The organism is Mycobacteriales bacterium (assembly GCA_035533475.1).
Lineage (GTDB): Bacteria > Actinomycetota > Actinomycetes > DATLTS01 > DATLTS01 > DATLTS01.
Genome location: DATLTS010000051.1, coordinates 1 through 25,391 on the forward strand (window position 1 = coordinate 1; position 25,391 = coordinate 25,391).

General features: G+C 69.2%; 18 protein-coding genes. 10 read left to right on the forward strand and 8 right to left on the reverse strand.

Going from position 1 to position 25,391, the window contains the following annotated elements; translation table 11 throughout:
• The first annotated feature begins 198 nt into the window (after positions 1-198).
• Both VNG13_12735 and VNG13_12740 read left to right on the forward strand, forming a co-directional pair.
• Positions 199-1,026, forward strand: coding sequence for a hypothetical protein (locus VNG13_12735; protein HVA61383.1), 828 nt, complete (start codon positions 199-201; stop codon positions 1,024-1,026).
• A 237-nt stretch (positions 1,027-1,263) separates the two neighbouring features.
• Positions 1,264-3,237, forward strand: a complete 1,974-nt coding sequence (locus tag VNG13_12740; protein HVA61384.1) for a DUF2723 domain-containing protein — start codon at positions 1,264-1,266, stop codon at positions 3,235-3,237.
• Between the two features lie 349 nt (positions 3,238-3,586).
• Here VNG13_12740 and VNG13_12745 read toward each other — a convergent pair whose 3' ends face one another.
• Entirely contained in the window at positions 3,587-4,507 is a 921-nt protein-coding gene (locus VNG13_12745) for a glycosyltransferase (GenBank protein HVA61385.1), read from the reverse strand.
• A gap of 499 nt (positions 4,508-5,006) precedes the next feature.
• The gene (locus VNG13_12750; protein ID HVA61386.1) at positions 5,007-5,405 is read right to left on the reverse strand and encodes a hypothetical protein; all 399 of its coding nucleotides are present in this window, start codon (positions 5,403-5,405) and stop codon (positions 5,007-5,009) included.
• 371 nt (positions 5,406-5,776) lie between these two features.
• Between VNG13_12750 and VNG13_12755 the strand changes: the two genes are divergently transcribed.
• The 5 genes from VNG13_12755 to VNG13_12775 all read left to right on the forward strand — a co-directional run bounded on the left by VNG13_12755 (position 5,777) and on the right by VNG13_12775 (position 11,099).
• Positions 5,777-6,049 (forward strand): hypothetical protein, encoded by a 273-nt coding sequence (locus VNG13_12755; GenBank protein HVA61387.1) that lies wholly within the window; start codon positions 5,777-5,779, stop codon positions 6,047-6,049.
• 707 nt (positions 6,050-6,756) lie between these two features.
• On the forward strand, positions 6,757-7,419 hold the full coding sequence (locus VNG13_12760) for a hypothetical protein (protein HVA61388.1): 663 nt from the start codon (positions 6,757-6,759) through the stop codon (positions 7,417-7,419).
• Positions 7,420-7,448: 29 nt separating this feature from the next.
• Complete coding sequence (locus tag VNG13_12765) at positions 7,449-9,218, forward strand: glycosyltransferase (protein HVA61389.1); 1,770 nt, start codon at positions 7,449-7,451, stop codon at positions 9,216-9,218.
• Between the two features lie 3 nt (positions 9,219-9,221).
• On the forward strand, positions 9,222-9,902 hold the full coding sequence (locus tag VNG13_12770; GenBank protein HVA61390.1) for an ATP-binding cassette domain-containing protein: 681 nt from the start codon (positions 9,222-9,224) through the stop codon (positions 9,900-9,902).
• Positions 9,903-10,019: 117 nt separating this feature from the next.
• Positions 10,020-11,099: a sulfotransferase gene (locus VNG13_12775; GenBank protein HVA61391.1), complete on the forward strand. Its 1,080-nt coding sequence runs from the start codon at positions 10,020-10,022 to the stop codon at positions 11,097-11,099.
• A 104-nt stretch (positions 11,100-11,203) separates the two neighbouring features.
• Here the strand turns inward: VNG13_12775 and VNG13_12780 are convergent, their stop codons facing one another.
• From VNG13_12780 to VNG13_12800, 5 genes are all read right to left on the reverse strand, one after another.
• The gene (locus VNG13_12780) at positions 11,204-12,253 is read right to left on the reverse strand and encodes a sulfotransferase (GenBank protein ID HVA61392.1); all 1,050 of its coding nucleotides are present in this window, start codon (positions 12,251-12,253) and stop codon (positions 11,204-11,206) included.
• Entirely contained in the window at positions 12,250-13,713 is a 1,464-nt protein-coding gene (locus VNG13_12785) for a hypothetical protein (protein ID HVA61393.1), read from the reverse strand. The genes VNG13_12780 and VNG13_12785 overlap by 4 nt, the downstream gene beginning before the upstream one ends.
• 579 nt (positions 13,714-14,292) lie before the next feature.
• Positions 14,293-14,436, reverse strand: coding sequence for a hypothetical protein (locus VNG13_12790; GenBank protein ID HVA61394.1), 144 nt, complete (start codon positions 14,434-14,436; stop codon positions 14,293-14,295).
• 688 nt (positions 14,437-15,124) lie between these two features.
• Positions 15,125-16,081 carry a sulfotransferase gene (locus tag VNG13_12795; GenBank protein ID HVA61395.1) on the reverse strand — a complete coding sequence of 319 codons (957 nt, stop codon included), beginning with the start codon at positions 16,079-16,081 and terminating at the stop codon, positions 15,125-15,127.
• On the reverse strand, positions 16,078-17,124 hold the full coding sequence (locus VNG13_12800; GenBank protein ID HVA61396.1) for a glycosyltransferase: 1,047 nt from the start codon (positions 17,122-17,124) through the stop codon (positions 16,078-16,080). The genes VNG13_12795 and VNG13_12800 overlap by 4 nt, the downstream gene beginning before the upstream one ends.
• 175 nt (positions 17,125-17,299) lie before the next feature.
• On the opposite strand from VNG13_12800, the gene VNG13_12805 reads away from it, so the two are divergent.
• Entirely contained in the window at positions 17,300-20,425 is a 3,126-nt protein-coding gene (locus VNG13_12805) for an IPT/TIG domain-containing protein (protein HVA61397.1), read from the forward strand.
• On the opposite strand, the gene VNG13_12810 is transcribed toward VNG13_12805, so the two are convergent.
• Complete coding sequence (locus tag VNG13_12810) at positions 20,372-22,657, reverse strand: hypothetical protein (protein HVA61398.1); 2,286 nt, start codon at positions 22,655-22,657, stop codon at positions 20,372-20,374. The two genes, VNG13_12805 and VNG13_12810, sit on opposite strands and share 54 nt — an antisense overlap.
• Before the next feature lie 119 nt (positions 22,658-22,776).
• Here VNG13_12810 and VNG13_12815 point away from each other — a divergent pair, with 119 nt between their 5' ends.
• Entirely contained in the window at positions 22,777-23,832 is a 1,056-nt protein-coding gene (locus VNG13_12815; GenBank protein ID HVA61399.1) for a class I SAM-dependent methyltransferase, read from the forward strand.
• Complete coding sequence (locus VNG13_12820) at positions 23,829-25,388, forward strand: glycosyltransferase (GenBank protein ID HVA61400.1); 1,560 nt, start codon at positions 23,829-23,831, stop codon at positions 25,386-25,388. The genes VNG13_12815 and VNG13_12820 overlap by 4 nt, the downstream gene beginning before the upstream one ends.
• The last annotated feature ends 3 nt before the right edge of the window (positions 25,389-25,391 follow it).

Consider the following 25,391-nt stretch of genomic DNA (forward strand, 5'->3'; position numbering starts at 1 on the left):
TCGCTGCCCGGACTGCAACCTGTTCAGCCGCCGGCTGGGAGACGGCGGCCATTGCCCCAACTGCGACGAGCCAGTGCTCGTCCAGGAGCTATTCAGCCCCATCCATCAAGCACCGTCACACACAGAGAACTTGACAGGCCCAACGAGATCCGAGACACCTTCAAGCTCCGTGACATGGTGATGGTCGGGGACCGCGGAATGATCACCACCGCCCGCATCTCCCAGTTGCGGGAACTCGGTGGGTTCGGCTGGGTCACCGCCCTACGCGCCCCCGCGATCGCCGCACTGGCCGCGGATGACGGGCCGTTGCAGATGACCCTGTTCGACCAGACCAACCTCGCCGAGATCACCCACCCCGACTACCCGGGGGAGCGGCTGATCGCCTGCCGCAACCCCGCGCTGGCAGACGAACGAGCCCGTAAACGCCTCGCCCTGCTCGACGCCACCGACGGTGAACTCACCACCATCGCCGCCGCCGTCGACGCCGAGCGGCTCGTCGGTGCCGGGAAGATCGGGATCCGGATCGGCCAGGTCATCGGCAAGTACAAGATGGCCAAGCACTACACCCTGACCATCACTGACAACACCTTCACCTTCGCTCGCGACCAAGCCGCAATCGACGCCGAGACCGCCCTCGACGGCATCTACGTGATCCGCACCAGCGTCGGTGCTGAGCAGATGACCGCCGGCCAGGTCGTGGCGACCTACAAGAGCCTCAGTCACGCCGAACGTGACTTCCGGTCGCTGAAGCGCATCGACCTGGACCTGCGCCCCATCCGGCACTACACCGAGACCCGGGTCCGGGCGCACGTGTTCCTCTGCACCCTCGCCGCCTACTTGGTCTGGCACCTACGCCAGACCCGGGCACCGCTGACGTTCACCGACGAGACCCGACCCGAACCGACCGACCCGGTCGCACCCGCGCGCCGCTCGGCCGCCGCGGACCGCAAGGCCGCGACCAAAACCACCAGCGACGACCTGCCCGTCCACGACTTCCCCAGCCTGCTCAACCACCTCGCGACCTGACCCGCGACCAGGTCCGGTTTCTCGCCGTCACCGACCAGCCCGTCGTCGAGCAACTCGCACTACCTACCCCCACCCAGCGACGCGCCTTCGAACTCCTCGACCGACCCATCCCGCTCAACCTCGCGTAGTCAGCACCCCCAGACCCGAACCGGCATAAGTCCAGGTCAGCGAGCTACAACCCACCCAAGATCACGAAACTTCGGGCTAGGCTGACGCAGGTCCAGCCGAGGAGTCAGGGTGCCGAAAGGAAACCGCAGACCGCGGCAGCATCCTGCCGCCCGTAGGAGCACGCAACCACGTAGCCGTGTTCGCCGAGTTCCGGCAACCGCCCCCAGGCCACGGGGCTGGGAGTCCACCTGGACATCCCTCGACAGACGGGATCTGTTCTACGCAGGTGCTGTATCCATTGCCGCTGCCGGCATCTGCCTGCCCGGCTTGAGATCATTTCCCGCACTCGGAGACGCCCCGGAGAGCGTGGCGGGCGTGGCAAGCCTGGGCATCCTGCACGCGCCAGGCTATCCGGCGTATGTGCTTCTCGGCAGGCTCGCGACACTGGTGATTCCTGCCGGTACTCTGGCGTTCCGCTTGGCCCTCTTCAGCTTGCTCTGCTCCGCGATCGCGGTTGGCGGGGTGGCGATCCTTGCCCGGTTGTCAGGGGCAGCCCGCTGGGCGAGCGTCATCGCGGCCGCGATCTTCGCTGTTGGCCCCAGCTTTCGGTTCTACTCGACCTTCGACAAATATGACGCACTCGCTTCGCTACTCCTGGTCGCCGCTCTCATCTCGCTCATGCTCTACGTTCGGGGGCCAACTGGCGGCCGTGCAGCTGCCGCCGGTGGCCTGCTCGGCCTTGGGCTATCTGCGTCGTGGCAGCTTACGGTGCTCCTAGGCCCCGCCATCTGTCTGATCTTGTTTGTCGGACGGCGGCGGATCCGTGTGTCACACGTCTTGGTTGGCGCCTCTGCGGGCCTCCTCCCGGTTGTCGCGTGCTATGGCTTCGTCCTCGTGCGAGCAGGGGCAAACCCACCGGTAAACTGGGGCTACGCTACGGACTTTGGACGCCTGGTTCACCTCGTGACTCTCCGGGACCTCGGTATCGGCGGTACGCCGGGTCAGGGTAAATCGACCGTCTCTCTAGGGGCGACGGCAGCACACGGCAAACTCCCCATCCTCGGTTCGAGCTTGGTCAGCTACTTCGTGGTCTTTGCTCGCGAGTTGGGGGTCTTTGGGCTTCTCCTCGGAGCGCTTGGCCTCACCCGTGGCCTGAGACGTAGAAGCTTGCCCGCAGCGGTCCTGTCCGTCGTGTTCCTGACGAATCTCTTCCTCGTGGCGCTTGTCGCCGGACCTGGATCCCACCATAAGTGGGCGATTGACCTCATCGAGGAAGGGTTCTTGTTCGGCAACCTCGTGCCATTGGCGGCTGGTGCCGGCTTGGCGCTCACGCAAGTGGACGAGATGCTGCGTCGGTATCGCCCAGCGTGGTTCCAGGCCCGGGGACATCTCGGGCCGGCCGCCCTAGCAACAGTTGCGCTCCTCGGGATCTTCCAAGGTCTCTTGGAAAGTAGCCATGCGGCGCAAGGGCCAGACTTGGAAGCCCGTTACGCATCCACGGTCTTCAGCGAGCTCCCTCGCGACGCCGTTCTCATCGTCGTCCCCTATGAACGATCAGCGCCCTTGCTTTACCGCCAGGTGGTTGCACATCAGCGACAGGACGTGCTTGTGCTCTATTTGGATGCTTTGGGGCAGTCGTGGTATCGTGCGGAACTCAGCGCTCGTCTTCACCGGCGCCTACCTGGCTACAAGGGCAATATCATCGCCTATGCCGATGCACTGACTAGGAGTCTCCAGTCGAGCCGTCCCGTCTACCTCGACGCGCCTACGACGGTGCTCCTGGGGTCGTCGTTGAGTACCCAGCCCGTCGGGCTTCTTTCCATTGTCACGTTCGCTCCGCGGCAGAACCGCGCGGAGTTGGCCATCGTGTCGAAGGTCGTGGACGCCGCTGAGCAAAGCGCCAATATCTACGATGCTGGCTGGGCACAGTGGCCGAACACGACCGTACGTGACAGCTATGCCTACGCGGAGCTTGCCCTAGCGAAGGCGTACTCGGATATTGGTGATGTTACCGATACCGCCATTCATCTGCGTGCACTTCTGCGAATCCAACCCGACAATGCTGTGGCGCGGGATGACTTGGCTCAGCTGGGGGCAGAGTGAAAGGGACCAAGCCGGTGACCCCTCGAGTCGCCCTATTGGGCGCAAGCCGCCTACCGGCTCTCCGAATACGTCAGAGGTAGCCCACAGACATCTTGAATCTCTCCCGACCGTTACCCGACTGACACCACGTTGTCCGAGTCCGCACTCTGCACTCTGCACTAGCCCACATACACCTGGTTGAGCTCACGACCAATGACAGGCCTCACCATGCCAGCTTCTCAGTAGCACCGTCCGCCCTCTTCACGCCTCGGCGGCCGCGGATGTCGTGTGCGGGCGTGCGCTAGCGAATCTGTTGGGCTGCTGTTGGACCAACGCTGCGTCGGCCCGACGGGTGTGGTGATCGAGCCGGTCACCGCTTCCGACGGCATCGGGCCCGCAAGGCGCTGAAGTCCAGTCGGGCGCCTTCGGCTAGCAGGCCGGCGCCCCAGCAGCCGAGGACGGCTACGACCCCGGGAAACAGTCTGACGGCCCGGGCCAATGAAGTCCGATCCCAGAGTGCGACCCGAGCGTAGAGTGAAATGATCCGGCCGAGGACGGCAAGTGGCGCCAGCGGGGTGTAGCGCACGAGTGGGCGCCACTTGTACCCCCCGCGCCGCCCCAGCCGCGCGGTGAACCGTCCGAATGAAGCCTGGTGGCGCGCTACCGCCAGCCAACCTGTCCGATTCTGATGAGAAACGATAGCTGTCGGGGCGAAGCGGAACCGACCGTGTGTGCGAGCGGCGACAGTGAACCACGTGTCCTCGCCACCACCGAGGTCCTCTGGGAACGGCCCCAGCTCGTCCCACAGCGTGCGGGGCACCAGCAGGTTGCATGTAGCTCCGTGCCACAGCGTGCGAGGCGGTCGCTGCGGATGCAGGTCGAGGAACTCAACAAGGTATTCGACCGTTCCAGCGGCACTACTCGGCGTCCCATTGACCACCGACCCGGCGATGCAGTCGGTTCCCTGCGAAGCCTGGGTTAGCTCTGCCAACCAGTCGCGTGAGACGAAAACGTCTGCGTCGGTGAACGCAAGGAGCCGTCCGCGGCTCACCTCGACGGCCCGGTTGCGCGCTTCGGCGGCGCGTAGCCGTGGAACGATGCGCAACACGCGCAGCCGCGGGTGACTCGGAAGGGTCGGCAACTCCGACTCGGCGTCGGCGCTGGCGCACACGATCACTTCGAATGGCTCGGCACCTCGCTGATCGAGCAGTCGCTCGACGCACGCCGACAGTGTCGCCATCCCGTAGGCAGGGATGATCACGGAGGTAATCGGGAGTTGATCGGCCGCCATCGAGGAACCCTACGTCAGCATGTGCCTGCCGTCCCTCTGCCCGCGAGGGTGCGGCTAGTCATGAGCTTGTCGCGCACCCCGGGTCCCCGCGCTTCACGCCAAGCTGGCCCGGTGGTCGGTCGACCCCCGTCGTCGCTGAGCCCGGATTCACTGGCTGAATGCGATGGTGGTGTTTGACGCCCGCGAAGACGGTGTGTCGGCGCTGCCGGTGTGATTGGGCGCGCCGGTTCGGCCGGTCTGCCGGCGTCTCCGGTCCTCGGGTAGTGGGGGCGGGTGGCGATGTTCAGCAGCGGGCGGCCAGCTCGGCGATCGCCGCAAGCGCTGAGCGTAACGATGCCGCCCATGGCCAGTTCTCGGGTGCTCTCCAGTGCTGGCGACGGGCAGAGTGCACCAGCCGCGCGGGCATTGGTGAACAGCCGCCGGCGCAGGGTGGGGGCGGTGGCCCGGTCCATCTCGGGGCCGGCGAGTGAGCCGACTGCGTGTCCGAGGTTGTGCGCCATTACGGCCAGGGCGAGCCAGGCGGCGTTGGCCATGAACGGCCCGACGGCAGGTGCGCGAGCCCGGCGCGCTTCAACTCGGCGATGGTCTGTTCGACGACGGCGTGACGGCGATGGTCGGCCGCGACCTCGACGAGTACGCCGACCCGGTCGGTGACGAACGCGCGGTTGTCGTAGGTCGCGAATAGCGCGAGCTGGCTGCCCGGTGTCGGGTGGCCCCGGCCCACGACCAGCCGCAGCGCGCGGGTGTGCCGGGTGCCGGCGAAGCAGGTGTAGGTGGTCTCGGCGACATCGGCGCCGGAGACTTTCGGGGTGGACAGCCAGTACGGGATCGGGGTCCACGCCGCATCCGGGATCGCGCCGATCGCCCGGCGGATGGCCGGGTTCTGCCGCACGGTCACCGGGAACCGCACGTCGAAAACGGGCCGCGGTGGCCAGGGTCGCCTTGGAGTAGGACGCCGAGTCGGCCCGCACCGTGAGCTGGCCGGTCACGCCAGCGTGGCGGATCCGGCTGATCGTCTCGGTGAGGAAACCCTTCGCGCAGCGAGCCGAGCCGGCCGACCCGCCACGCAGCCGGGCGAAGACCACGTCCCCGGTCTCGGCACAGGTCGCGAACAGTGGGTGGTAGCCGCGGACCTTCGTATAGCCGAAACCGACGCGATCGTCGAGTCCAGGTCCAGCGTCATCGGCACGGCCAGATCGGGCGGAGCCGGCTCCGGCGGCTCCGCAGCGGGCCAGCAACTCGCGGGAGACCGCGTCGAGCTGCCGCACGTTGCACCATTGGAACGCCCGCAGCCACGACCCGACCGTGGACGGGGCCCGGGTGTCGTCGAACAGCTCGCCGGTCGCGCCGGCCCGCAGCATCGACCCGATCACCGTGAGCGCTTTCGCGCCGCCGTTCCCGCCGTCGCGGGCCAGCCGCAGCCGGTCATCGAGCAGCTCGGCCAGCCCAAGTCGCTGGGCCAACGCGGCCGCTGGGAGCAGCCCCGCCGACGGCACCAGATTCGACTCGTCGCGGCTCGCCGACACTCGGGTCAGATCGTGAGATGCTCGCATCTATCAGGTGCCTTCTCGGCTCGCGGACTCTGTGGCGTAGACACCCACATCGTCCCAGCTCAGAGGGCATTTGATCTTCTTGCCGCGCCGCGCTTTGCTAACTCCAATCGGTGGATCAGGGTTAAGGAATGCCAATGCCGATCTCCCCTCCGCGACCGCGTTGCCGTGCGATGGTGAGCCCCTGGGTCCGGCGGATGACCCACCCCCGGCGCTCGACCTCGAATACTCTGCGGGATGGAGCCGGCCCCAACGACGACCAGCAGCGCGTCGCCGGTACCCACCTCGGCGACCCCTGGGACCTCTTCGGTGCGCACAGTGTCGCCCCGAGAGGTTCGCCGCCCTGGTCACCTCGGCAGCGCGCCGCGGGACGGCTTCGGTAGGCTGTCGGCCGACGCGCGGGTCCGGGGCCTCGGGAGGACGGCGATTGGCCATTCGGCCGGGCCGGCCGGGCCAGCGTGCGACGCCAAGTTCATCTCGCCGGGAGTTGCTATTTGTCCGCACGTGTTTGCCGCCGGTAGGGCTGCGACGGGAGATCCCTTGTTAGCGATCAATGTCGCGACCGCCCCCCACCCGGCTGGTCTGAGGTCATTACCTGACCTTGGTGCCGCCCCGCAAAGCGTCGCAGGGGTCGCCAGTCTGGATGAGCTGCTCGCGCCGGGCTACCCTGCGCGCGTCCCTATGCCCAAGGTGGTGGGCATGGCGCTGTCGGTCGCATCCGCGCCGTTCCGCCTCAAGCCACTCAGCCTTGTCGGTACCGCTCTGGCGGTTGCCGGAACACTGCTGATCGCCCGATTTGTGGTTGCCCTCGGCTGGGCGGCAGCCGTACTCGCCGTCGGCCTGTGGCCGCGGTTCTACGCGGAGTTGGCCAAACCCAACATACTGGCCAGGCTGTCGCGGCACCGGGGGGGAATCTCGCACCGGTTGGGATTGGGGCTTCCCTCCTTTCAGTCCAATGTGGTCATTTGCTCTGGCGCGGTGGCGAGGAGCGTCGGGCGTATCCGCCCAGTCTACCTCGACGGTGCCGCCACGGCGTTGTTGGGCAGCACGCTGAATACCGAGCCGGTGGGCCTGCTGTCTGTGATGACCTCGGAGGGCCACCCGACCGTGACGGCACTGTCCTCGGTGACCGCCACCCTGACCGCCGCCGAGCGGTCGGCGCAGTTGACCTCCAGGCTGTGGGACCGCTGGCCGAGCACTGTCGTCCGCGACGAATACGCATTCGCCGAGCTGGCGCTGGCCAAGGCCTACGACGACGCTGGCGACAAGCCCGACGTTGTCGCTCACTTGCGCGCGGTGTTGCGGATTCAGCCGAGCAACTCCACTGCCTTGCGGATCCTTTCGCAACTGGGCGCCGGGTGACCGAGCGGACCGGCGGTGAGCTCCCCCCCGTGCGCCTCACAGCCGCCGACCGCCGTCACAGCGTCCCCCCGGTCGTTAGCGTGGTCGTGGTAGCCGGTGGGCGTAACGACCTACTGGCGCGCTGTGTCGCGAGCCTGCGCCAGCAACGCGAGGCGCCAGCCTGGGAACTCATCCTCTGTGCGGATTCGACTGTGGCGCGGGGTCAGCGCGTGGACGGGATGTTCCGGACCGGGGACGTGACGCTCGTGCCAGGCCGAACCCCGGCGGGGCTGCGCAACCAGGTCCTGCACCGCGCCCGGGGAGAGCTGCTGCTCTTCCTCGACGACGACGCGACATTGCCCCCGGACTACCTGGCTCGACTCGCTGAGCTGGCCGGGTCGCACCCGGAGGCAGGCGTCTTCGGCGGCCCGAACGTGACCCCGTTCGGCAGTTCGAGGTTTGAGGTGACCCAGGGCGCGGTGCTCAGCTCGTTGGTGGGCGCCGGGCCGGTCCGACGCCGCTATGGGCCGCACCCGGCCACGGAGGCGGACGAGCGTTACTTCACTCTGTGCAACCTGGCGGTCCGTCGCGAGGTCATGACCCGGTTCGACGACGATCTCGTGTGCGCCGAAGAGAACGAATTGCTTGGGCGGCTGCGGGCGAGCGGGGTTCGGATGCGCTACGACCCGCAGCTCTCCAGCGGTCACCACCGGCGGCCCGATCGGCGGGGTTTCGCGGCGCAGATGTGGAAGTACGGGCGCGGACGTGGCCAGCTCGCGGTCCGCTCGCCGCGCACCCTGCGTCCGGCCCACCTGGCACCGAGTCTGGCAGTTGCCTATCTCGCCGCGGCGATAGTCGGGGGAGCCTTCGAGCCGCTGCTGCTGCTTCCGGTCGCCGGATACCTGGCTGCCCTGCTGGGCCAAGCTGCGTGGATCTCGCGCACCCTCGCCCGGCCCGGTGCAGCGCCGGAGGCGTTCGGCCTCCTGCTGGTGCTGCACGTCTGCTACGGGTGCGGTCTCTTCGCGGGCCTGGCAGAGCCGCGGCGGGGGCCTGCGCGGGGTGCGGGGCTCGCCGTCTTTCGGCTGCTGTGGGTTCTCGTGGTCCGGCAACTCAGGCTGCGGTCCAAGCGGGCGTTCATCGGGATCGTCTGGCCGGTGCTCGCCCCCCTGGTGTTGCTGGCGCTGTATGTGTTCGTCTTCCGAACCGTTTTCCACATCCCGATCCGCAACTACCCGGTATTCCTCTTCGCCGGCCTGCTGCCGTGGACTTTCCTCGCCCAGTCTCTGGGCGCGGCGGTGATCTCGCTGTCCACCGAACCGGAACTGATCCGGCGCGCCCGGTTTCCCTACGTGCTGCTCCCGATGGCGAGCGTCACGGCGACGTTCATGTACTTCGTCGCGACCGTCACCGGGTTCGTCGTGTACCTCGCCGCTCGTGGCGAGCTGGTGTGGTCCGTCCTGCCCGGGCTGCTGCTGCCGCTGACCGCGCTTTACGTATTCGTCGGTGCATTGTCGACGGCACTCGGCCTCATCGACGTCTACAACCGTGATCTCAGGCAGGTCCTCGGCAATCTGCTGACGATCTGGTTCTTTCTCGTTCCGATCGTCTACACCCAGCGGGCATTGACCAGTCGTCTGCTGGTGTTCCGTTCGGTCGACCCGGTTAACCTGATCGTGGGCGAGTTCCGCGACGTGCTGTATTACGGTCAGCTGTCTCGGCCGGCGCACGACATCGAACTCATCGGCATCTGCTTTGGCTTCGCGCTGATCGTGCTCCGGGTCGGCGCCGGCTTGTCCGACCGGCTACCCAAGGACGTCTAAGACATGTCGGTCCGGCTCGAGGATGTTTGGGTCGATTACCGTCCCCGGCGGGGTCGGCACCGCGACGCGCGCCGGTGGGCACTACGGGGCGTCAACCTCGCCCTTTCGCCCGGATGTCGCGTCGGCGTCATCGGGGGCAATGGCGCCGGTAAGACCACGCTGCTGCGGACCGTCACCGGAGTGTACCGGCCGACCCGGGGGGTGGCCCGGATTTCCGGGCGGGCCGCCGGGATTTGCGATCTCGGACTCGGCGTGCAGCGAGACCTGTCCGGCCTCGAATGTCTCGCCGTCTGGGCCGCCGTCGACGGCATGTCCGCAGCCCGCTGGCGACGCCAACGGGCGGAAATTGTCGACGCCACGTGTCTGACGACGGACGTCCTCGAACAGTCGGTGTACACCTACTCGCTGGGGATGACCCTGCGTTTGCAACTCGCCCTCGCCTTGGTGAACCGTCCGGCGGTGCTGGCGGTCGACGAGGTGCTGTCCGCCGCGGACGCCGGCTATCGCGACCAGGCGCTGGATCAGCTCACCGCGCTGGCGGTCGAGGGCACCGCCGTTGTCTTTGCTTCGCACGATCTTGGCCTCATCGCCGCGAACACCGACGAGGTGACCGTCCTCCGAGATGGGGCCGTCGACTTCGTCGGCCCCCCCGGCGATGCGCTCGCCCGGTACCCGCCGCCATAACCGGAGGCGGCCGTAACTGACCGACGGGCCGACCATCGGTCGGCGATAGGTGCCAGCCCCGGGTCGCGCCGCGGGCCCGCGCATCGATCGGCGGCGAGCGGTTCGTATCCTGGGCCAATGACCGGCCCGAGCGCGCTGAGTCGCGCTGGAGCGAGGCTCCCCCCACGGTGGCGCGCGGCTGCGCGCGGGCGGGTTACCCGCCTTGTGCAGACCCTGGCCGAGGAATTGGATATCGAGCCGGCGGCCCAGGTGCGGTCCGGCCTGCTCGAGCCGATCTTGGTTCGCATGCCATCGGGCCGAGTAGGAAGCACCCTGGTCATGCAGCTTCTGGGCAGTTCCCCGGACATATTCTTCGACAAGGTGTATCCCTTCGAGGACCGTTGCTTGGCCAACCTCCTGTACTACCTTTCCCCGCTTCGCGCGCCGTTGCCACCGCGAACCACGTGGTGGACGGAAGCTCCGGACCGGGTCGTGTGGATCGACCCCGCGGAGTTTGGCTTCGATCCGCAGGGGCAGCCGCTGAACTACGAGAACCTCGGAGTGGATCGCGCCGATGTGCATCTGGGTGCGGTCCGGGGGGTATGGCAGGCGTTCTCAGCCGCAGCCGAGCGGGCGTCCGGACGGCCGTTGCGCTACTACGCCGAGAAGTATTCCGGGTACGCCGAGGTGCTGGTCGAGGCCGGCATCCCGTTCCGGGTGCTCGACATAGTGCGCGACCCACGGGACATATGGGCGTCCATCCAGGCGTTCGACGCCAAGCGCGGCTACTACGGCTTCGGCCGGCGTGAGGGTCAGTCCGACGAGGACTACCTACGCGCCTACGCCCGCTCCATCCGACTTCGGCTGGACGAGCTGGCCGCGCCCGTACCGGGCCTGCCCGCAGTCCTGCTCCGCTATGAGGATTTGATTGCGGACCTCGCGGGGGAGACCCATCGGGTCGGCCGCTGGCTCGGGCTGCCACTCGACCCCGGCGTCGTTGACGTCAATCTGGACAGTCTCCGCCACCACCTGACCACCGAAACCGCTGCCGATTCTGTGGGCCGTTGGCGCCGTGACCTTGCCCCGGCCGTCGTGGACTTCCTCGAGAGTGAACTCGGCGCTCATCTTGACCGGCTCGGCTACCTCCGAGCCGGCGGTACACCGAAGGAACCAGAACAGCCCGTCGGGGCCGGCCCTGCCGACGGTCATTCGCGTTGACGGGGGAGCCAGGCGCGTCTCGTCCCTATCCGAGTTGCGCCCGGTGACCCGAAGTCGCGATGCCGCTGAGCGTCGAACGCCTTGATTCGCACGGAGGCCTGCCCTCACGACGGGACAGTGATCCGTTTCCTCGAGGGCCGGGGAACCACGTGGCGCTTCGTCGTGCCTAGCGTCGCCACCCGGCTACCGCCCAACCGCCGGCCCATCCCCCTGAGGGCGCCACCGAGGATAGGGGCCACGAAGGTCGTCCACAGATCCACGGCGTCGCCGGCGCGCAAGCTGAGCAATTCGTAGGCGGGTCGCACGGTGAGGATGCCTCCGACTCGCTCGTACCCGGTGGCGTCCATCTCGCGTCCGGCGATGGCCTCTATCAGGGCGATGTCGCCAGCTTCAAGGCCCGATCGCCAGGTGCGAAGGTCTTGGCGGGGCGGCCCGGTTGCGGACATGTGGTGGCGGTCGGGGAGTAGGTCGCGCTGCCGCCCGTAGTCGAGCATCGTCGGGGAGTATTCAAGTCGGGCATGTTCACAGACCCGACGCAGTTCCACTTCCGGGTCGGCCACCAATCGTTCGTAGCGCACCTCGAGCACCCGGGGTCCAAAGCGATCCAGCGCAGTTAGCCCGGCGCGGATCGCGCGGGCCCAATCGGCAGCCTCCCCGGCGATACCCCGGCGCTTCCAGGGCTGCAGCGCCCCGGACATGCACACCGCTCGCGGGTCGCGGATGACGTGCACGAACCTGCTTGACGGAAACTGGCTTGCGAGCCAAGAGAAGTGTTGGACGTGCAACGGGGTCTTGTCCGCGCTCCGTGACTTGCCCTTCGAGGCGGCGTATGCGGCGAAAAGCAAACGGAGCAAGTCGGCATACCAGATTGGTTTGTTGGCCGCGAGGAGTTCCTCGACGAAGGAGACGTCGAGGCGCCACTGGGTAAAAAAGCGGTTCCTTTGGATCAGCTGCCAAGCGATCCAAGGGTCGTCAACAGCATCGATCGACCGGAGCTGGTTGTACACGTTGTAGATGAAGTAACTCTCCCCGGGAACCGCCAATTTGGGGTGCGCCGTCAGTAGGTTGCGAAGCAACGTGGTGCCGGAGCGTCCGGCGCCCCCGATGAACAGCACTGGATCCAGCGTCGGGCGCAGCTCGATGGCTCCATTCATCGAGCGCTGACCGATTCGTCGTCCAGCAGCGCGAAGATGGGTTCCGGCCATGTTCGGGGGTGCCGGAAGATGTCCTGCACTGTGACCTGGAGAGCGGGCCCGGGGTGGGCCACGCTCTTCGTCCCCACGGTTAGCACCGGCACCGAGCCGAGCCGGGGCAGGATCGCGTCGAGGCTGTCTTCCCCGAGCGCGATCGCGAACCGCTTTCGGCCGTGAAGCCATGCTTCGATACCCAGCAGGTGAAGATATGCCTCCCCCCACGTGGCGGGCCTCTCTCGCTCAAGGCGAACAGCCGCTAACCGAGGCTCGATACCCCACCCCCTCCGGCGGGCCAGTCGAGTGACGGCGAGTGACCAGGGGGCCGGCTCGGCCCAGTGTCGCGCGGCATGGGCGTCGACACCGACCGGAGCGGCCGAGACATCGGCCAGTCGTAGAGCGGTGAGCACCAGGGCGAATAACCAGCGGTTGGCGCCGGTGACGACCAAGCCCGGGCTAGTCGGAGGCGGCGTTGCGATGCTCTGTGCGTCGCCGTCGGGAGGCAACACCAGCGGGGGCCTGGATCGCAGCCCGAGGAGCAGGTCGATCCAGGCCCGGAACATACCGGCGGCGGCGGCCACCCACACCATGCTGGGAAGGACCGCCGAGGCCAGCGCTCCAGCCGGTTTGGGCGCGTTCTCACCTTGTCGCGCCAGGAGGGCGGGACGGAGCAGCACCCTCATCGGGAGGGCCGTCAGTTCGCTCCGCAGCCGGCTGCGGCTGCCACGGACAACGGCATCATGAAAGGCAAATCGCCGATACCGCGCCCGCATTGCCAGCTCGGCCCGACCGGCGGCGCCAACTGCCGCCACGATATCGCGCACCCTCGCCTCGGTGGACAGGATCACCGGGGCATCGGGTAGTTGTGTCAGTCGGTGGCCGGCCAGGTGCGCACGAAAACACCAATCCATGCCGTTTTGGTCCGGGAGCTGTTCATCGAAGCCCCGCAGCTCCTCGAAGATCGACCGCAAGACGGCCAGATTGACATTCGGGGACCAGGGTAGAAAACCGTTTCGTCCGGTCGGATCAGGACCGCACCAGGACGCGACCAGCGACGACAATGAGGCGGCAGTTGCGGAAGACCCGACGTCTCCGGCGACGATGACGGCGCCACGTTCGAAGGCAGCGGTGAGCGCGGCCAACCATCCGGCGGCCGGGCGGGCCGGCTGACCCAGAAACACCAGTCGTTCTCCGCGGGCCTCGCGCGCGCCAAGGTTGAGGCTGGCCGCTCGGCCACGCCAGCCCGCGGTTTCGACTACCCGCATGTCCTGCCGTCCGGCCTCGCCGGCCGGCGCCGTCGGTATCTCGCCCACGACTACGATCAACTCGTCGCGCGGCCCCAGTTGCTTCGCCAATGCCGCCGTGCAACCCTCGAGGTCCCCCCAAGTGGGGGAAGTCACGATCACACTCAAGGAGACTGGCACGGCCGGTATGCTACTTGCGCGCAGCTGACTGCAAGGGGTGCGATGCGGCTTCTCCTCACTGAGGACCGCCCCGCGCCGACTGGGGGCGGCGCCATATGCGGGCTGGAGTTCGGAGCCGGCTTGGCTGATCGTGGACATGTGCTGGACCTGCTCTACACCGAGCCGGGTGAGTTCTTGACCGACTACGAACGGTGGTGCCGATCTGTCCGTCGAGTCGGCAGCTATCGAATTCAGCCGCGAGCCCCGTTCTCGACTTCGCTCGGCTTCGCTACAACCGTCGCTGCCGGACTCCGCCTTCGCAGCGATGTTGTGTACCTGCATCGGTACCGTCACATCTTGTATGGCTCCGTTCTGGCTCGAGCCAAACGAATCCCTCTGGTGTGTCATCTGCATGCCCCGCTACCCCGGCGTTTCGACGGACACTCGATTGCGGGTTTGCCCTCGGCGACCCGTTTCATCGCTGTCTCCGAGCACGTCAAGCGGGTCTGGGGGGAGGCTGGTCTCGTGGCGGACCGAATCGACGTCGTCTACAACGGTGTCGATCCAGCGCACTACCTGCCGCCCGATGGATCGGACACGCTAGAACGGCGCCGCGGTCGGCTCGGCCTGGTCGACGTTAGGGCCGACGATCTGGTGGTCGCCTACTGCGGACGGCTCGACCGCGAGAAGGGCCTCGAAGTTCTCATCGGCGCCGTCAACCTTCTCCCACACATGCGGATACACCTAGTGATCATCGGCGGCCCTACGTGGCATCCGACCCCGGAAGCGGCAGACCGTTATGTCGGCGAGCTTCGGCGCGGGGCGCCGAGCGCCAGGTTTCTGGGGCGCCATCTCGACGTCGTACCGCTGCTCCAGGCAGTCGACGTCCTCGTGCTCCCAAGTGTCAACGAAGAACCATTCGGCCGGGTGCTCATCGAGGCGATGTCATGTGGTGTTCCCGCGCTGGGTTCCCGAACTGGTGGAATCCCAGAGGTGCTCTCGGGTGAGTTCTCCCGGTGGCTGTTCCGACCGGGAGACATGGGGGAACTCGCACAGAAACTCTCGGTTCTGAACGGTTGGCGAACCCGGTGGCCCCGACTCGCAGGGGCCTGCCGGACCCATGTGGACAGCCACTTCACGCTAACGCGAACGCTAGATGGGATCGAAGCAACCCTGGGTTCGGCGACATCGACGCCGGGCTCGCTTCGCCGCGGTGCGTCGCATTCGCGACTCGCCCGTTGGGGAAGGGGTCTCGGCCCGCGTAGTCGCGCCCGTGACCGATGACGACGACCGTCTCGATGGCAGGGTTGAGACGCGCCGGGAGCCGGTCCTGGGGCTCGACTTCCCGGGACCTAGATCGCCCTCGGTCTGGAGCGCCATTTCGCATTTCGGCTCGACGGCGAGGGACGCCGAGGTTTGGCCCGCCCAGGTGTCAGGTATCTGCTCGCTGGGGGTGCCGCTGGTCGCTCAGGAAGAGTCGCACCCGCGGCGGCAGGTCCGCGAGCCAGCGGCTCCGGGCCGCCAGCCGGAGCGCTACGGCGGGGCGCCGAGTGTCGTAGCCGAGCTGTTGCAACATCGGCCAGCAGGCGGCCTCGACCTGGGCAGCCACCGAGGACGGGAGCCCGTCGCTCCAGGAACGGAGCCGTGCGGTCGGGGGCTCTGCGATGTGCGACAGGTGCGGGGGCAGGGGCTCAGCGCTGCTCAGCCCCATGCGGCCTCTGGAGCGGGTGGGGTACGCGAGCATCGCCGGGTCGTAGGACTCGCCGAGGAAGGCGCATACGCTGCCAAGCTCGGCCTGCGGGTCGGCGATCAGCCGTTCGAGGCGAAGCTCGAGGTATCGGTCGGGTCCGAGCCGGGTCCCGGCCTCCCGGCCGACCCGGACGTAGCGTCGCCACCAGAACGCTGCCGACACTGGGCTTCCCGGCCACCAGTCGCGTTCCGAGACCGATACGGCGACCTCGCGCCCGTCGCGAACGACGTGGATGAACTGCGCATCGGGAAAGAGCTGGGCCAGCTCAGGCAAGAAGTGGACGTAGCCAGGCGTCTTGTCGCCCCATCGCGGCTTCCCGTACGCCGAGGCGTACGCGTCGAATACGGCCCGGACCACGTCGGGATAGCTGGCGGCTCGGGCTCGAGTCACAAACGCTCGAGCATCGTCGGGATCGAGATCCCAGGCGCGGAACCGGGTATGCGCGAGGATGCGCTCCAACGCCAGTTCCGGTCGATGCATCAGCCGGAGCCGTCGGTAGGCGAGCCGGACGATGAAGTGCGATTCCGGGGGGATCGCCAGGCGCGGATGACTGTCGAGCATCAGCCGGGTCAGCGTGGTCCCGGACCTCGGCGCCCCGACGACGAAGAAGGGAGTCGTCCTCCCTGTTGATCCGCTCACGCCCCGGAGGGGCCCAATGCTGCCCCGGACTCAGCCCGGGCCCGCTGTCGCCTGGTCAGCAGCCGGAAAAGCACGCGGTTGCCCAAGCTCTCCACCGGAAACAGTGTGACGGCGAGGAGGGCGATCGCGAGGCGCTCGCCCACCAGCCTGATCACCGCGCGGGGGAGCCATTCATACGACAGCGACCGGTGGTACCGGACCCAGATGCGATGGTCGTACCGGGAGCGGAACCCCCACTTCGCGGCGAAGTGCCGCCCATCCGCCACGTTCCACGCTTCGCTCCAGCGCCACATGAAGAACGGGAGATCGGTCCGGGTCACCGGCGGCGGCTGAAGGTAGCTGACCACGGCCGAGGGCTCCGACCAGATCTCGGCCCCCGCGCGGGCGGCCGAAAGGCACAGGTCGACGTGGTCGAGCGAGCTCCGGAACCCCTCGTCCAGGCCGCCGATCGAGCGCACCAAGGCACTCGACACGAGCATGCAGTGGAACTCGACGTGCTCGCACCGGTAGCGGTCGCGGGGCAGGTCCGGATCTTCCAGCGGCCGTCCCTCGTTCTGCAGGCGGTACATGTAGCTTCGGCGCCCGGCTCTTCCGGTGCTGCGGAACAGGCCGCTCGTCGTGTGCACCCGGTGGCCCTCCCGCCGGGTGTGGATCCCGTAGAGCGGACCAACCACATCGGCGCCGGTCTCCTCGGCGCAGGCGACGAGCCGTTCGAGCCAGCCGGGAAACGCGATCACATCGTTGTCAAGAAAGCACACATGGCTGCTTCTCACCATGCCGAGCGCCAGATTGCGGGCCTCGTTCTGGGTGAGGAAATGCTCGCGGCGCAGGTGCCGAAAACCGTAGACGGCCGACCGCTCCGCCAAGAAGTTGCGGATCGGAAGCGGTGATCCGCCGTCGACGTAGATGAACTCGAACGGCATGACGGTGTTCTCGTAGACGCTGTCCAACGAGGCTTGCGTCGGGCTGAACCGCTCCCGCTGGGTCATCACGATCGTGACCGTCGGCGATGGGGCAGCGTTGGCGTCGCGCGATGGCGTCACCGGGCAAATGTAGTCAACCCTGGGTCGCCTCAGCATTCGTGAGCGGCCTGGGTGCAAAGGGCGGCCGGGGGGGAGAGTCCGGTGCGGAGCGCTCCCGCCGGAGCCGGGAAAGAAGACTCTGTCCCGGCGGCGGCAGGAACACGGCTACCGGTGCGGAAGAATGTCCACGGATAGAGTGAAACCGGTCATCGGCGAGCGGGAGGACGACACCATGGGGCGACACGCACTGGTCTGGCGGCGGCTGGCGGCTCTCGCGGCGACGACCACTATCGTCGCCGCCCCGCTGGCCGCGCTGTCGACCCCGGCGACCGCGGCGTCCGCGCCCACGGTGACCGCGGTGACGCCGGATTCCGGCCCGATCGCCGGCGGCACCCAGATCACCGTGACCGGCACCGGGTTCACCGGCGCCACCGAGGTGGACTTCGACGGGCCGAGCAGCATTCCCGGGGCCAGCTCGTTCGACTGCCAGCAGCAGCAGATGGCTTCGAGCCTGCAGAAGCCCGACTGCTCCTACCTCGTCCCGGAGATCGTCTCCGACACCACGCTGGTCGTGAACGCGCCAAAGTCCCCGAACGGGACGCAGCAGATCGTGGACATCGTGGTCTGGGACGGCTCACCCCCCTCAGGTTCCAGCTCCTCCACATCCACCGCCGACCAATTCGCCTACCTCGCCGGGCAGGTCACCGTCACCGGGGTCAACGACACCACCACGAAAAACGCCTCCACCAGCAGCGCCCCGGCCTCCGGCGCGGCCGGGGACACGGTCACGATCACCGGCACCGACCTCACCGTAGGCGGTACCCCGAACGTCTACTTCGGCACCTCGCAGGCGAAGACTGTGACCGCCAACCCTGACGGCACGCTGACCGTCAACCCCGTGCCGGCGGTCGCCAACAGCAACAGCCTGGTCGACGTCCGGGTGCAGGTGCCCCCGGTGGCGACCACCGGAGAGTTCGCCGATCAGGGCGGCGGGATCAGCCCGGCCACCTCCGACGACACCGACAAGTTCGCCTACCAGCCGACCTGCACGCCGGCCGCCAGCGGCAGCGCGCCGTCGGTCGTCGGGCTGAACCCGACCGGGGGCCCACCCAACGCCAGCGAGAACGTGGCCGTCATCGGAACGGGCTTCACCGGGGCCACCGCCGTGAACTTCGGCAGCACCTCGGCGAAGTTCACCTTCGTCAGCGACTGCGAGGTCATCGCCGTCGACCCGACGCCGGGTTCCGGAACCCCGGACGTGACGGTCGCCACGTCCAGCGGCACCAGCGGCACCTCCTCGGCGAGCAAGTTCACCTACGGGGCCACCCCGCTCGCGGTGAGCAGCGTGACGCCGAGCGCGGTTCCGGCCAGCGGTGGCAGCAGCCTGACGGTCGACGGCACCGGCTTCGATTCCAGCAGCGTCGTGGTCATCGACGGGGTGCCGATGGGCGGAACGCCGAGCAGCAACGGCAATCAGATCCGGGTCTCGACCTTGTCGGCGCTTCCCCCCGGCAGCTACGACGTGCAGGTGGAGGACGGCACCGGCGCGACCAGCCCGGCGAGCAGCGCCGACAAGGTCGCCTTCGCCGGCCTGCCGATCGTGTCCGGGGTGTCCCCGAACAGCGGCCCGCTCGTCGGCGGGACGGTGGTCACGGTCAGCGGCAGCCAGTTCGACGGGGTGTCCGCCGTCAAGTTCTGCAGCCAGCCCTCGCCCCCGGCCAGCGCGGTCTGCACTGCCGGCACGCACGAGACCACGACCTCGCCGACCTCGCTGACGATCGCCTCCCCGGCGGAGACGAGCGTCGGCGTCTACGACATCGAGGTTACCGCCGCCGGCGGCACCAGCACGGCGGTCACCCAGGACCAGTTCGCCTACCTCGCACCCGGGGCGGCGACGGTGACCAGCGTCACGCCGAACTACGGACCGAACTCCGGTGGCACCCCGGTGGCGATCATCGGGACCGGGTTCACCGGGACCACCGGCGCTGGCGGCGTGACGTTCTGCAACCAGCAGGCCTCTCCGCTGTGCCAGAACGCCACGAGCTACAAGGTGAAGAGCGACACCGAGATCGACGCGGTGGCGCCGCAGGACCCGTCCGGCACGGTCAGCCCGCCGGACACGGTCAACATCATCGTGACCAATCCGGGCGGCGCCAGCACAGCCACCAAGGCCGACCAGTTCACCTACCAGGCCCCGCAGGGCTACGAGGCGCTCCCGCCGAACCGGATCCTCGACACCCGCAGCACCACGAACAACCAGGGCATCCCGCATCCGGTGCCGGCCGGCACGCCTGAGGCCGTCACCGTCGCCGGGACCACCGGCGTGCCTTCGAGCGGGGTCACCGCGGTCGCGCTCAACATCACCGCGGTCAACCCCTCCGGGATCGGAAACCTGAGGGTCTACCCGAACGGGGCCAGCACGCCGAACGCCTCCGCCCTGAACTACGTAGCCCACAAGGCGGTCGCGAACTTCGACACGGTGCAGCTTCCGTCCAACGGAAAGATCGACATCTACTCCGACGGCGCCAGCGTCGACGTGCTCATCGACGTGGTGGGCTACTACACCAGCACCTCCGGGTACACGGCGCAGGCGCCGGCCCGCATCGTGGACACCCGCAACGGCATCGGATCCCCGAAGCCGACCGGGCCGCTGGCCGCCGGCCATGTCGACGCCTTCGCGGTGGCCGGCCAGGGCGGGGTCCCGGCGACCGGGGCCACGGCGGTGGCGATGACCGTCACCGCGGTGGCGCCCAACGCCGTCGGGAACCTGCGGGTCTTCCCGGACCAGGGCACCGCCACCCCGAAGATCCCGACCACCTCCAACATCAACTACATCGTCGGCCAGACCACCGCAGCCTTCGTGATCATGCAGGTCCCGTCCAACGGGAAGATCGACTTCTACAGCGACAACGCCACGATCGCGCTCGACGTGGACGTGGTCGGGTACTTCAGCGGATCGGCGGCGAAGGTGGTCACCCAGACCCCGGTGCGGATCTTCGACTCGCGGCCGAGCCCGATCGCCGCGAACACGGTGGTCCCGGTCACGGTCGCCGGCAAGGGCAACGTGCCCGCCAACGCCGAGTCGGTGCTGCTCCAGGTGACCTCCATCGGGCCGTCCACCGGCGTCGGGAACCTCCGGGTGTTCCCCGGTGACCAGAGCACGGCACCCACCGTGTCGACGATCAACTACAACGGCGGTGCGGCGATCGCCAACTTCGTGCTCGTCCGGCTGGCTAGCAACGGGACGGTGAACTTCTACAGCGACGGCTCAAAGGTCAACATCGCGGTCGACGTCGCCGGGTGGTTCCCCAACGGCAGCTAGCGGCAGCCGGCGGTAGCTGGCGGTCCGGGCCACCCGCCGGCGGGCGATGCCCCCGCCGGCCAGGGCCGCCAGGCCGGCGACGAACGCCCCGAGCGCCCACTGCTGCCCGGGCGGGCCGTAGGTGAACGCCACCCGAGACCGCCCCGCGGGCACGGCCACGTCCTGGAACACGCCGGCGGCGCGCACCGGCTCGACCCGCCCGTCCACGCTGGCCGACCAGCCCGGCATCCACAGCTCGCGGCGCAGCAGAACCGACGGGCGGGCGCAGTCGACGGCAGCGGCGGTCCGGGCGGTCGCGGTGACCGTGCATCCGGCGGCGGACAGGTACGGGTCGGTGGGGGTGAGCCGGTAGATGTCCGCCTGCGGATCCCGGTAGACCAGGTGCAGCGATGCGGTCCCGACCCGCGCCGGCAGCCCGATCCCGGCCCCGACCAGCACGTAGCCGACCGCCGCCGCCTGGTAGCCGGGCAGGTGGGTGAGGAACTCGGTCACCGGCCCGGGGGCGCCCGCCCGGCGGCCGGCGTCGGCGCCGACGAACACGATCGGATTCGCGCCCGGGTCCAGCCGGTGGGTGACGAAGCGGGCGAACGCGGCCGGCACCGGCAGGTCGTTGACGTCGAGCTGGGCGATCCCGAAGTAGCTGCCGTAGTCCGGCTGGAGCACGTTGCCGAGAGTGAACACCCGCCCCACGCCCAGGTGCCGCGCCAGGTAGGCGACCGGCCCCAGGTCGAGCCGGCCGCCCCGCGGGGCGGACAGCTGCGGGAACAGCACCATCGCCGCCGCGTCGACCGTGACGATCGCCACCGCGGCGGCGGCCCCCGCCCGGACCGGGAGGGCGAGCAGGACCAGGCCGACCGCGCCCGCCGCCACCAACCCCCAGATCAGCGCCCCGGCGGTGTACGCGCCGGCGTGATCGGCGGGAGCGACGCCGCTGGTCACGTGGCCGGCTTCGAGGCCGAGCAGTCCGACCAGGAGCAGCGTCCCGCCCGCCGCGCCGACCAGCCACCGCCGGGAGACCGCGCGGGTCACCAGGTCGTCGAGCGCGAAGGCGGCGAGCACCGCGGCGACGAAGACCCAGGCCGCGCTGCCGTAGCGGTACACCGCGATGTAGCGCAGGCCGGGCACGGCGTCGACCAGGGGCCAGACCCCGGGCACGCCGAACGTCCGGCCGATCAACGCGAGCGACAGCACGGCCAGGGCGACCCGCAGCCCCCGCCGGCGCCGCCCGACCAGCCCGACCAGCGCGAGGACCACGACCGAGGTGGTGAGCCATCCGCCGCCGGCCCACGCGGTCACCGTCAGCCGGGGACCCTGAAACGCCTGGATCGGCCCGTAGACGAACGGCAGCAGGGTCGGCGGGCCCTGCGCCCCGCCCAGCGCGATGTCGGAGAACGCGCCGGTGTGCGCGCCGACGTCGGCGCGGCTCAGGTACTCCAGGAACGGCACGAGCACCGGCGCGGACAGCGCCACCCCGGCGGCGGCCGCCCCGGAGAGCCGACCGGCCAGCCGCAGCCGCCGGCCCGGCTCGGCCACCGCCACGCACCAGCCGGCCCACACCACGACGACGAGCGCGTCCAGGTAGGCGGTCTCCGGGAACCCGGCGTAAACCGACCCGGCCAGCGCCAGCGCGAGCAGCCCGGCGCCGCCGGGCCGGCGCTCGGCGTGCCGGTCGGCGAGGCGCTGCACGGCCAGCACCGCGAGCGGCAGGAACGGCACCGGGTTCCCCGGCGCGTGGTCGAAGAAGCCCAGCACGCCGTTGAGCCCGAACGCCATCCCGCCGAGCAGCGCCGCGGCCCGGCCCAGCCGCAGCCGGCGCAGCAGCGCGTAGGCGGCGAGCCCCGACCCGATCTGGAGCAGCAGGTGGAACGGCAGCTGCCCCCACGGGGCCGCGAGCAGCGCCGCCGGGGGGAACAGGGCCCCGGACTGCAGCTCGGCGGCGAGCGGCGCCCCTAGCCCCTCGTAGGGGTTCCACCAGGGCAGCGTGCCGCCGAGCCAGTCCAGGGCCGCCCGGTGCCCGAGCGCCTGCGCGGTGAAACCGTCGTTCGGATCGGCCGAGGGCGACCCCGGCAGCAGCTGGGTGGTGCCGGACGCGAGCCCGCTGCGGGCCCAGCGCGGGTCGGCGTGCGCGAGCCCGAGCAGGTAGACGGCGCTCGCCAGTACGACGGCCGCGACGATGCCCACCATCGGACCGACATCCGACGACCCGAGCCGGTGCCGGCGGGCCTCGGCCACAGAGACTCCCCGTCGGACGACCTGGCGCGGCCGCCCCGCCGCGGGACGGTTGCCGGGTAGACTACCGGGCGCTGCGGCCGGGCCGGTCGACGGCGAACCTACCCGCGAAGAGCAGGTCCGTGACCTCGTCCAGCGCCTCCGACGGTGACGCCGCGCGTTACCACGTCACCGGGGAGATCGACCCGCGGTCCTCGCACGGCACGATGCTGCGGCTGATCTGGTCCGGCGCCCGGGTGCTCGACGTCGGCTGCGCGAGCGGGTTCCTCGCCCGGGAGCTGGTCCGCCGCGGCTGCCAGGTGGTCGGCATCGAGTACGACCCCGAGCTGGCGGCGCTGGCCCGGGAGCACTGCGAGGAGGTCATCGAGGCCGACCTGGAGACGATCGACCTCAAGGAGCGGCTGGGGGACCGCCGCTTCGACGTGGTCGTCTGCGGCGACATCCTGGAACACCTGCGGGCCCCCGAGCAGCTGCTGGACGCGCTGCGGCACGCGCTCAACCCCGGCGGCCACCTGGTGGTCTCGGTGCCGAACATCGCGCACGGCAGCGTCCGGTTGGCCCTGCTCACCGGCAAGTTCGACTACACCGACACCGGCCTGCTGGACCGCACCCACGTGCGCTTCTACACCCGCGAGACGTTGCTCGAGATGCTCGCCGCCGGCGGCTTCACCACGGTGCACGTCGAGCCGGTGCTGCTCGGCGTCCGCGACGCGGAGGTGAAGCCGGCGCCGCAGGTGCACCTGCCGGACGCCGTTACCGGCTTCGTCGATCACGACCCCACCGCGATCGACTACCAGTACGTGGCGCTCGCCTACCCCACCGAGGCGCTCGACGGGGCGGGGTTGCCGGCGCTGATCGAGCGGCTGTCGCCGCTCGCCGCGGAGAACGCGACGCTGCGCATCGGCCGGGACGGCGAGCTCGCCGAGCTGCGGGCCACCGCGGAGCAGGCCTACCTCGAGTTGCTCGCGGCCCGCGACGAGCTGATCCGCAGCGAGAAGGAGCTGGCCCGGCATCGGGCGGCCCTGGAGGCGGCGGAACGCTCGGCCCGGGAGGAGTCCGCGCGCACCGCCGCGCTCGAGACCACCCTCGCGGAGATCTACGGCTCCCGGTTGTGGCTGACCGCGACCCGCTACCGGCAGGTGGTGGAGCGGATCCGCCAGCGGAGCGTCGGGCGGTGAGCCGACCCGAGTTCTCGGTGCTCACCCCGGTCTACGAAACCCCGCCCGACGTGCTCACCGCCACCGTCGAGTCGGTGCTGGCGCAGACCTTCCCGGACTGGGAGCTGTGCCTCGTCGACGACCACTCCGCCCGGCCGGACACGGTCGCGACCCTTGCCGCGCTGGCGGCCCGGGACCCGCGGATCCGGCTCGTGTCCCGCGACCGGCGGGGCGGGACCGCCGAGGCCACCAACGACGCCCTCGCCATGGCCGTCGGCGAGTACGTCGCCCTGCTCGACCACGACGACGCGCTGCACCCGGAGGCCCTCTCCGACATCCACCATGTGACCTACAACTTCGACGCCGACGTCGTCTACACCGACGAGGACAAGCTCTACCCGGACGGGACGCACGGCTCCGCGTTCCGCAAGCCGGCCTGGTCGCCGGAATACCTCGACTGCGCCATGTACATCGGGCACCTCGTCGTCTACCGCCGCTCGCTGGTCGAGGCGGTCGGCGGGTTCCGCGCCGAGTACGAGGGCTCCCAGGACTGGGATCTCGCGTTGCGGGTCACCGAACGCGCCGCCCGCATCGAGCACGTGGCGCGGGTGCGCTACCACTGGCGGGTCGGGGCGGGAAGCGTCGCGTCCTCCCCGATCGCCAAGCCCTACGCGAACGAGGCCGGCCGCCGCGCCCTAGCCGACGCGCTGCGCCGGCGGGGGATCGACGGCTGGATCGAGGACACCCCGAACCCCGGCCACTACCGTCCCCGCCGCCGGCTGCCCGACCCGCCCCGGGTCTCCGTCGTGCTGCCCACCGCTGGCGCGACCCGGGCCAATGGCGGCGCGCCGGTCGAGCTGGTGTCGCGCTGCGTCGACGGGCTGATCAACCGCACCGACTACCCCAACATCGAGATCGTCTGCCTGATCGACGAGAAGGCGCCGCCGCGGCTCGCCGAGCGGCTGCTCGCGATCGCCGGCGAGCGGATCCGCTTCGTCTATCCGCAGGGTCCGTTCAACTACGCCCGGGTGATCGATATCGGGGCGACGCACGCCCGGTCCGAACTGCTTCTTTTTCTCAACGATGACGTCGAACCTCTCGACCCGGATTGGCTGAACGTGATGGTGGAGTTGGCCGCCGATCCGGCGGTCGGCGCGGTCGGGGCGAAGTTGCTCTACGACGACGGGACCGTGCAGCACGCCGGTGTCATCCACGTGGACGGCCTGCCGCACCACCGCGCGTACGCGCAGCCGGACGGCACCGGCTACTACAGCAACCTGGTGGTGAACCTCAACTACCTGGCGGTCACCGGCGCCTGCCAGCTGGTCCGCCGGGACCTGTTCACGCGGGTCGGCGGATACAACCCGGCGTACCCGATGAACTTCAACGACATCGACTTCTGCCTGAAGATCGGGCTCTGCGGGTACCGGATCGTGCAGGCCAACGGTGCGCGGCTGGTCCACCACGAGTCGGCCACCCGGGCCGCCATCGTCACCACCGCAGAGGTTCGCCGCTTCCTCGACGACTGGCACGCCCACACGGTGCACGACGGCTTCTCCAACGTCTGCGAGCCGTGAGCC

Coding starts and splice junctions, on each gene's coding strand:
- VNG13_12745 (HVA61385.1), bottom strand. CDS start 4,507: ATGGCGGCCGATCAACTCCCGATTACCTCCGTGATCATCCCTGCCTAC.
- VNG13_12775 (HVA61391.1), top strand. CDS start 10,020: ATGACCGGCCCGAGCGCGCTGAGTCGCGCTGGAGCGAGGCTCCCCCCA.
- VNG13_12780 (HVA61392.1), bottom strand. CDS start 12,253: ATGAATGGAGCCATCGAGCTGCGCCCGACGCTGGATCCAGTGCTGTTC.
- VNG13_12770 (HVA61390.1), top strand. CDS start 9,222: ATGTCGGTCCGGCTCGAGGATGTTTGGGTCGATTACCGTCCCCGGCGG.
- VNG13_12735 (HVA61383.1), top strand. CDS start 199: ATGATCACCACCGCCCGCATCTCCCAGTTGCGGGAACTCGGTGGGTTC.
- VNG13_12760 (HVA61388.1), top strand. CDS start 6,757: ATGGCGCTGTCGGTCGCATCCGCGCCGTTCCGCCTCAAGCCACTCAGC.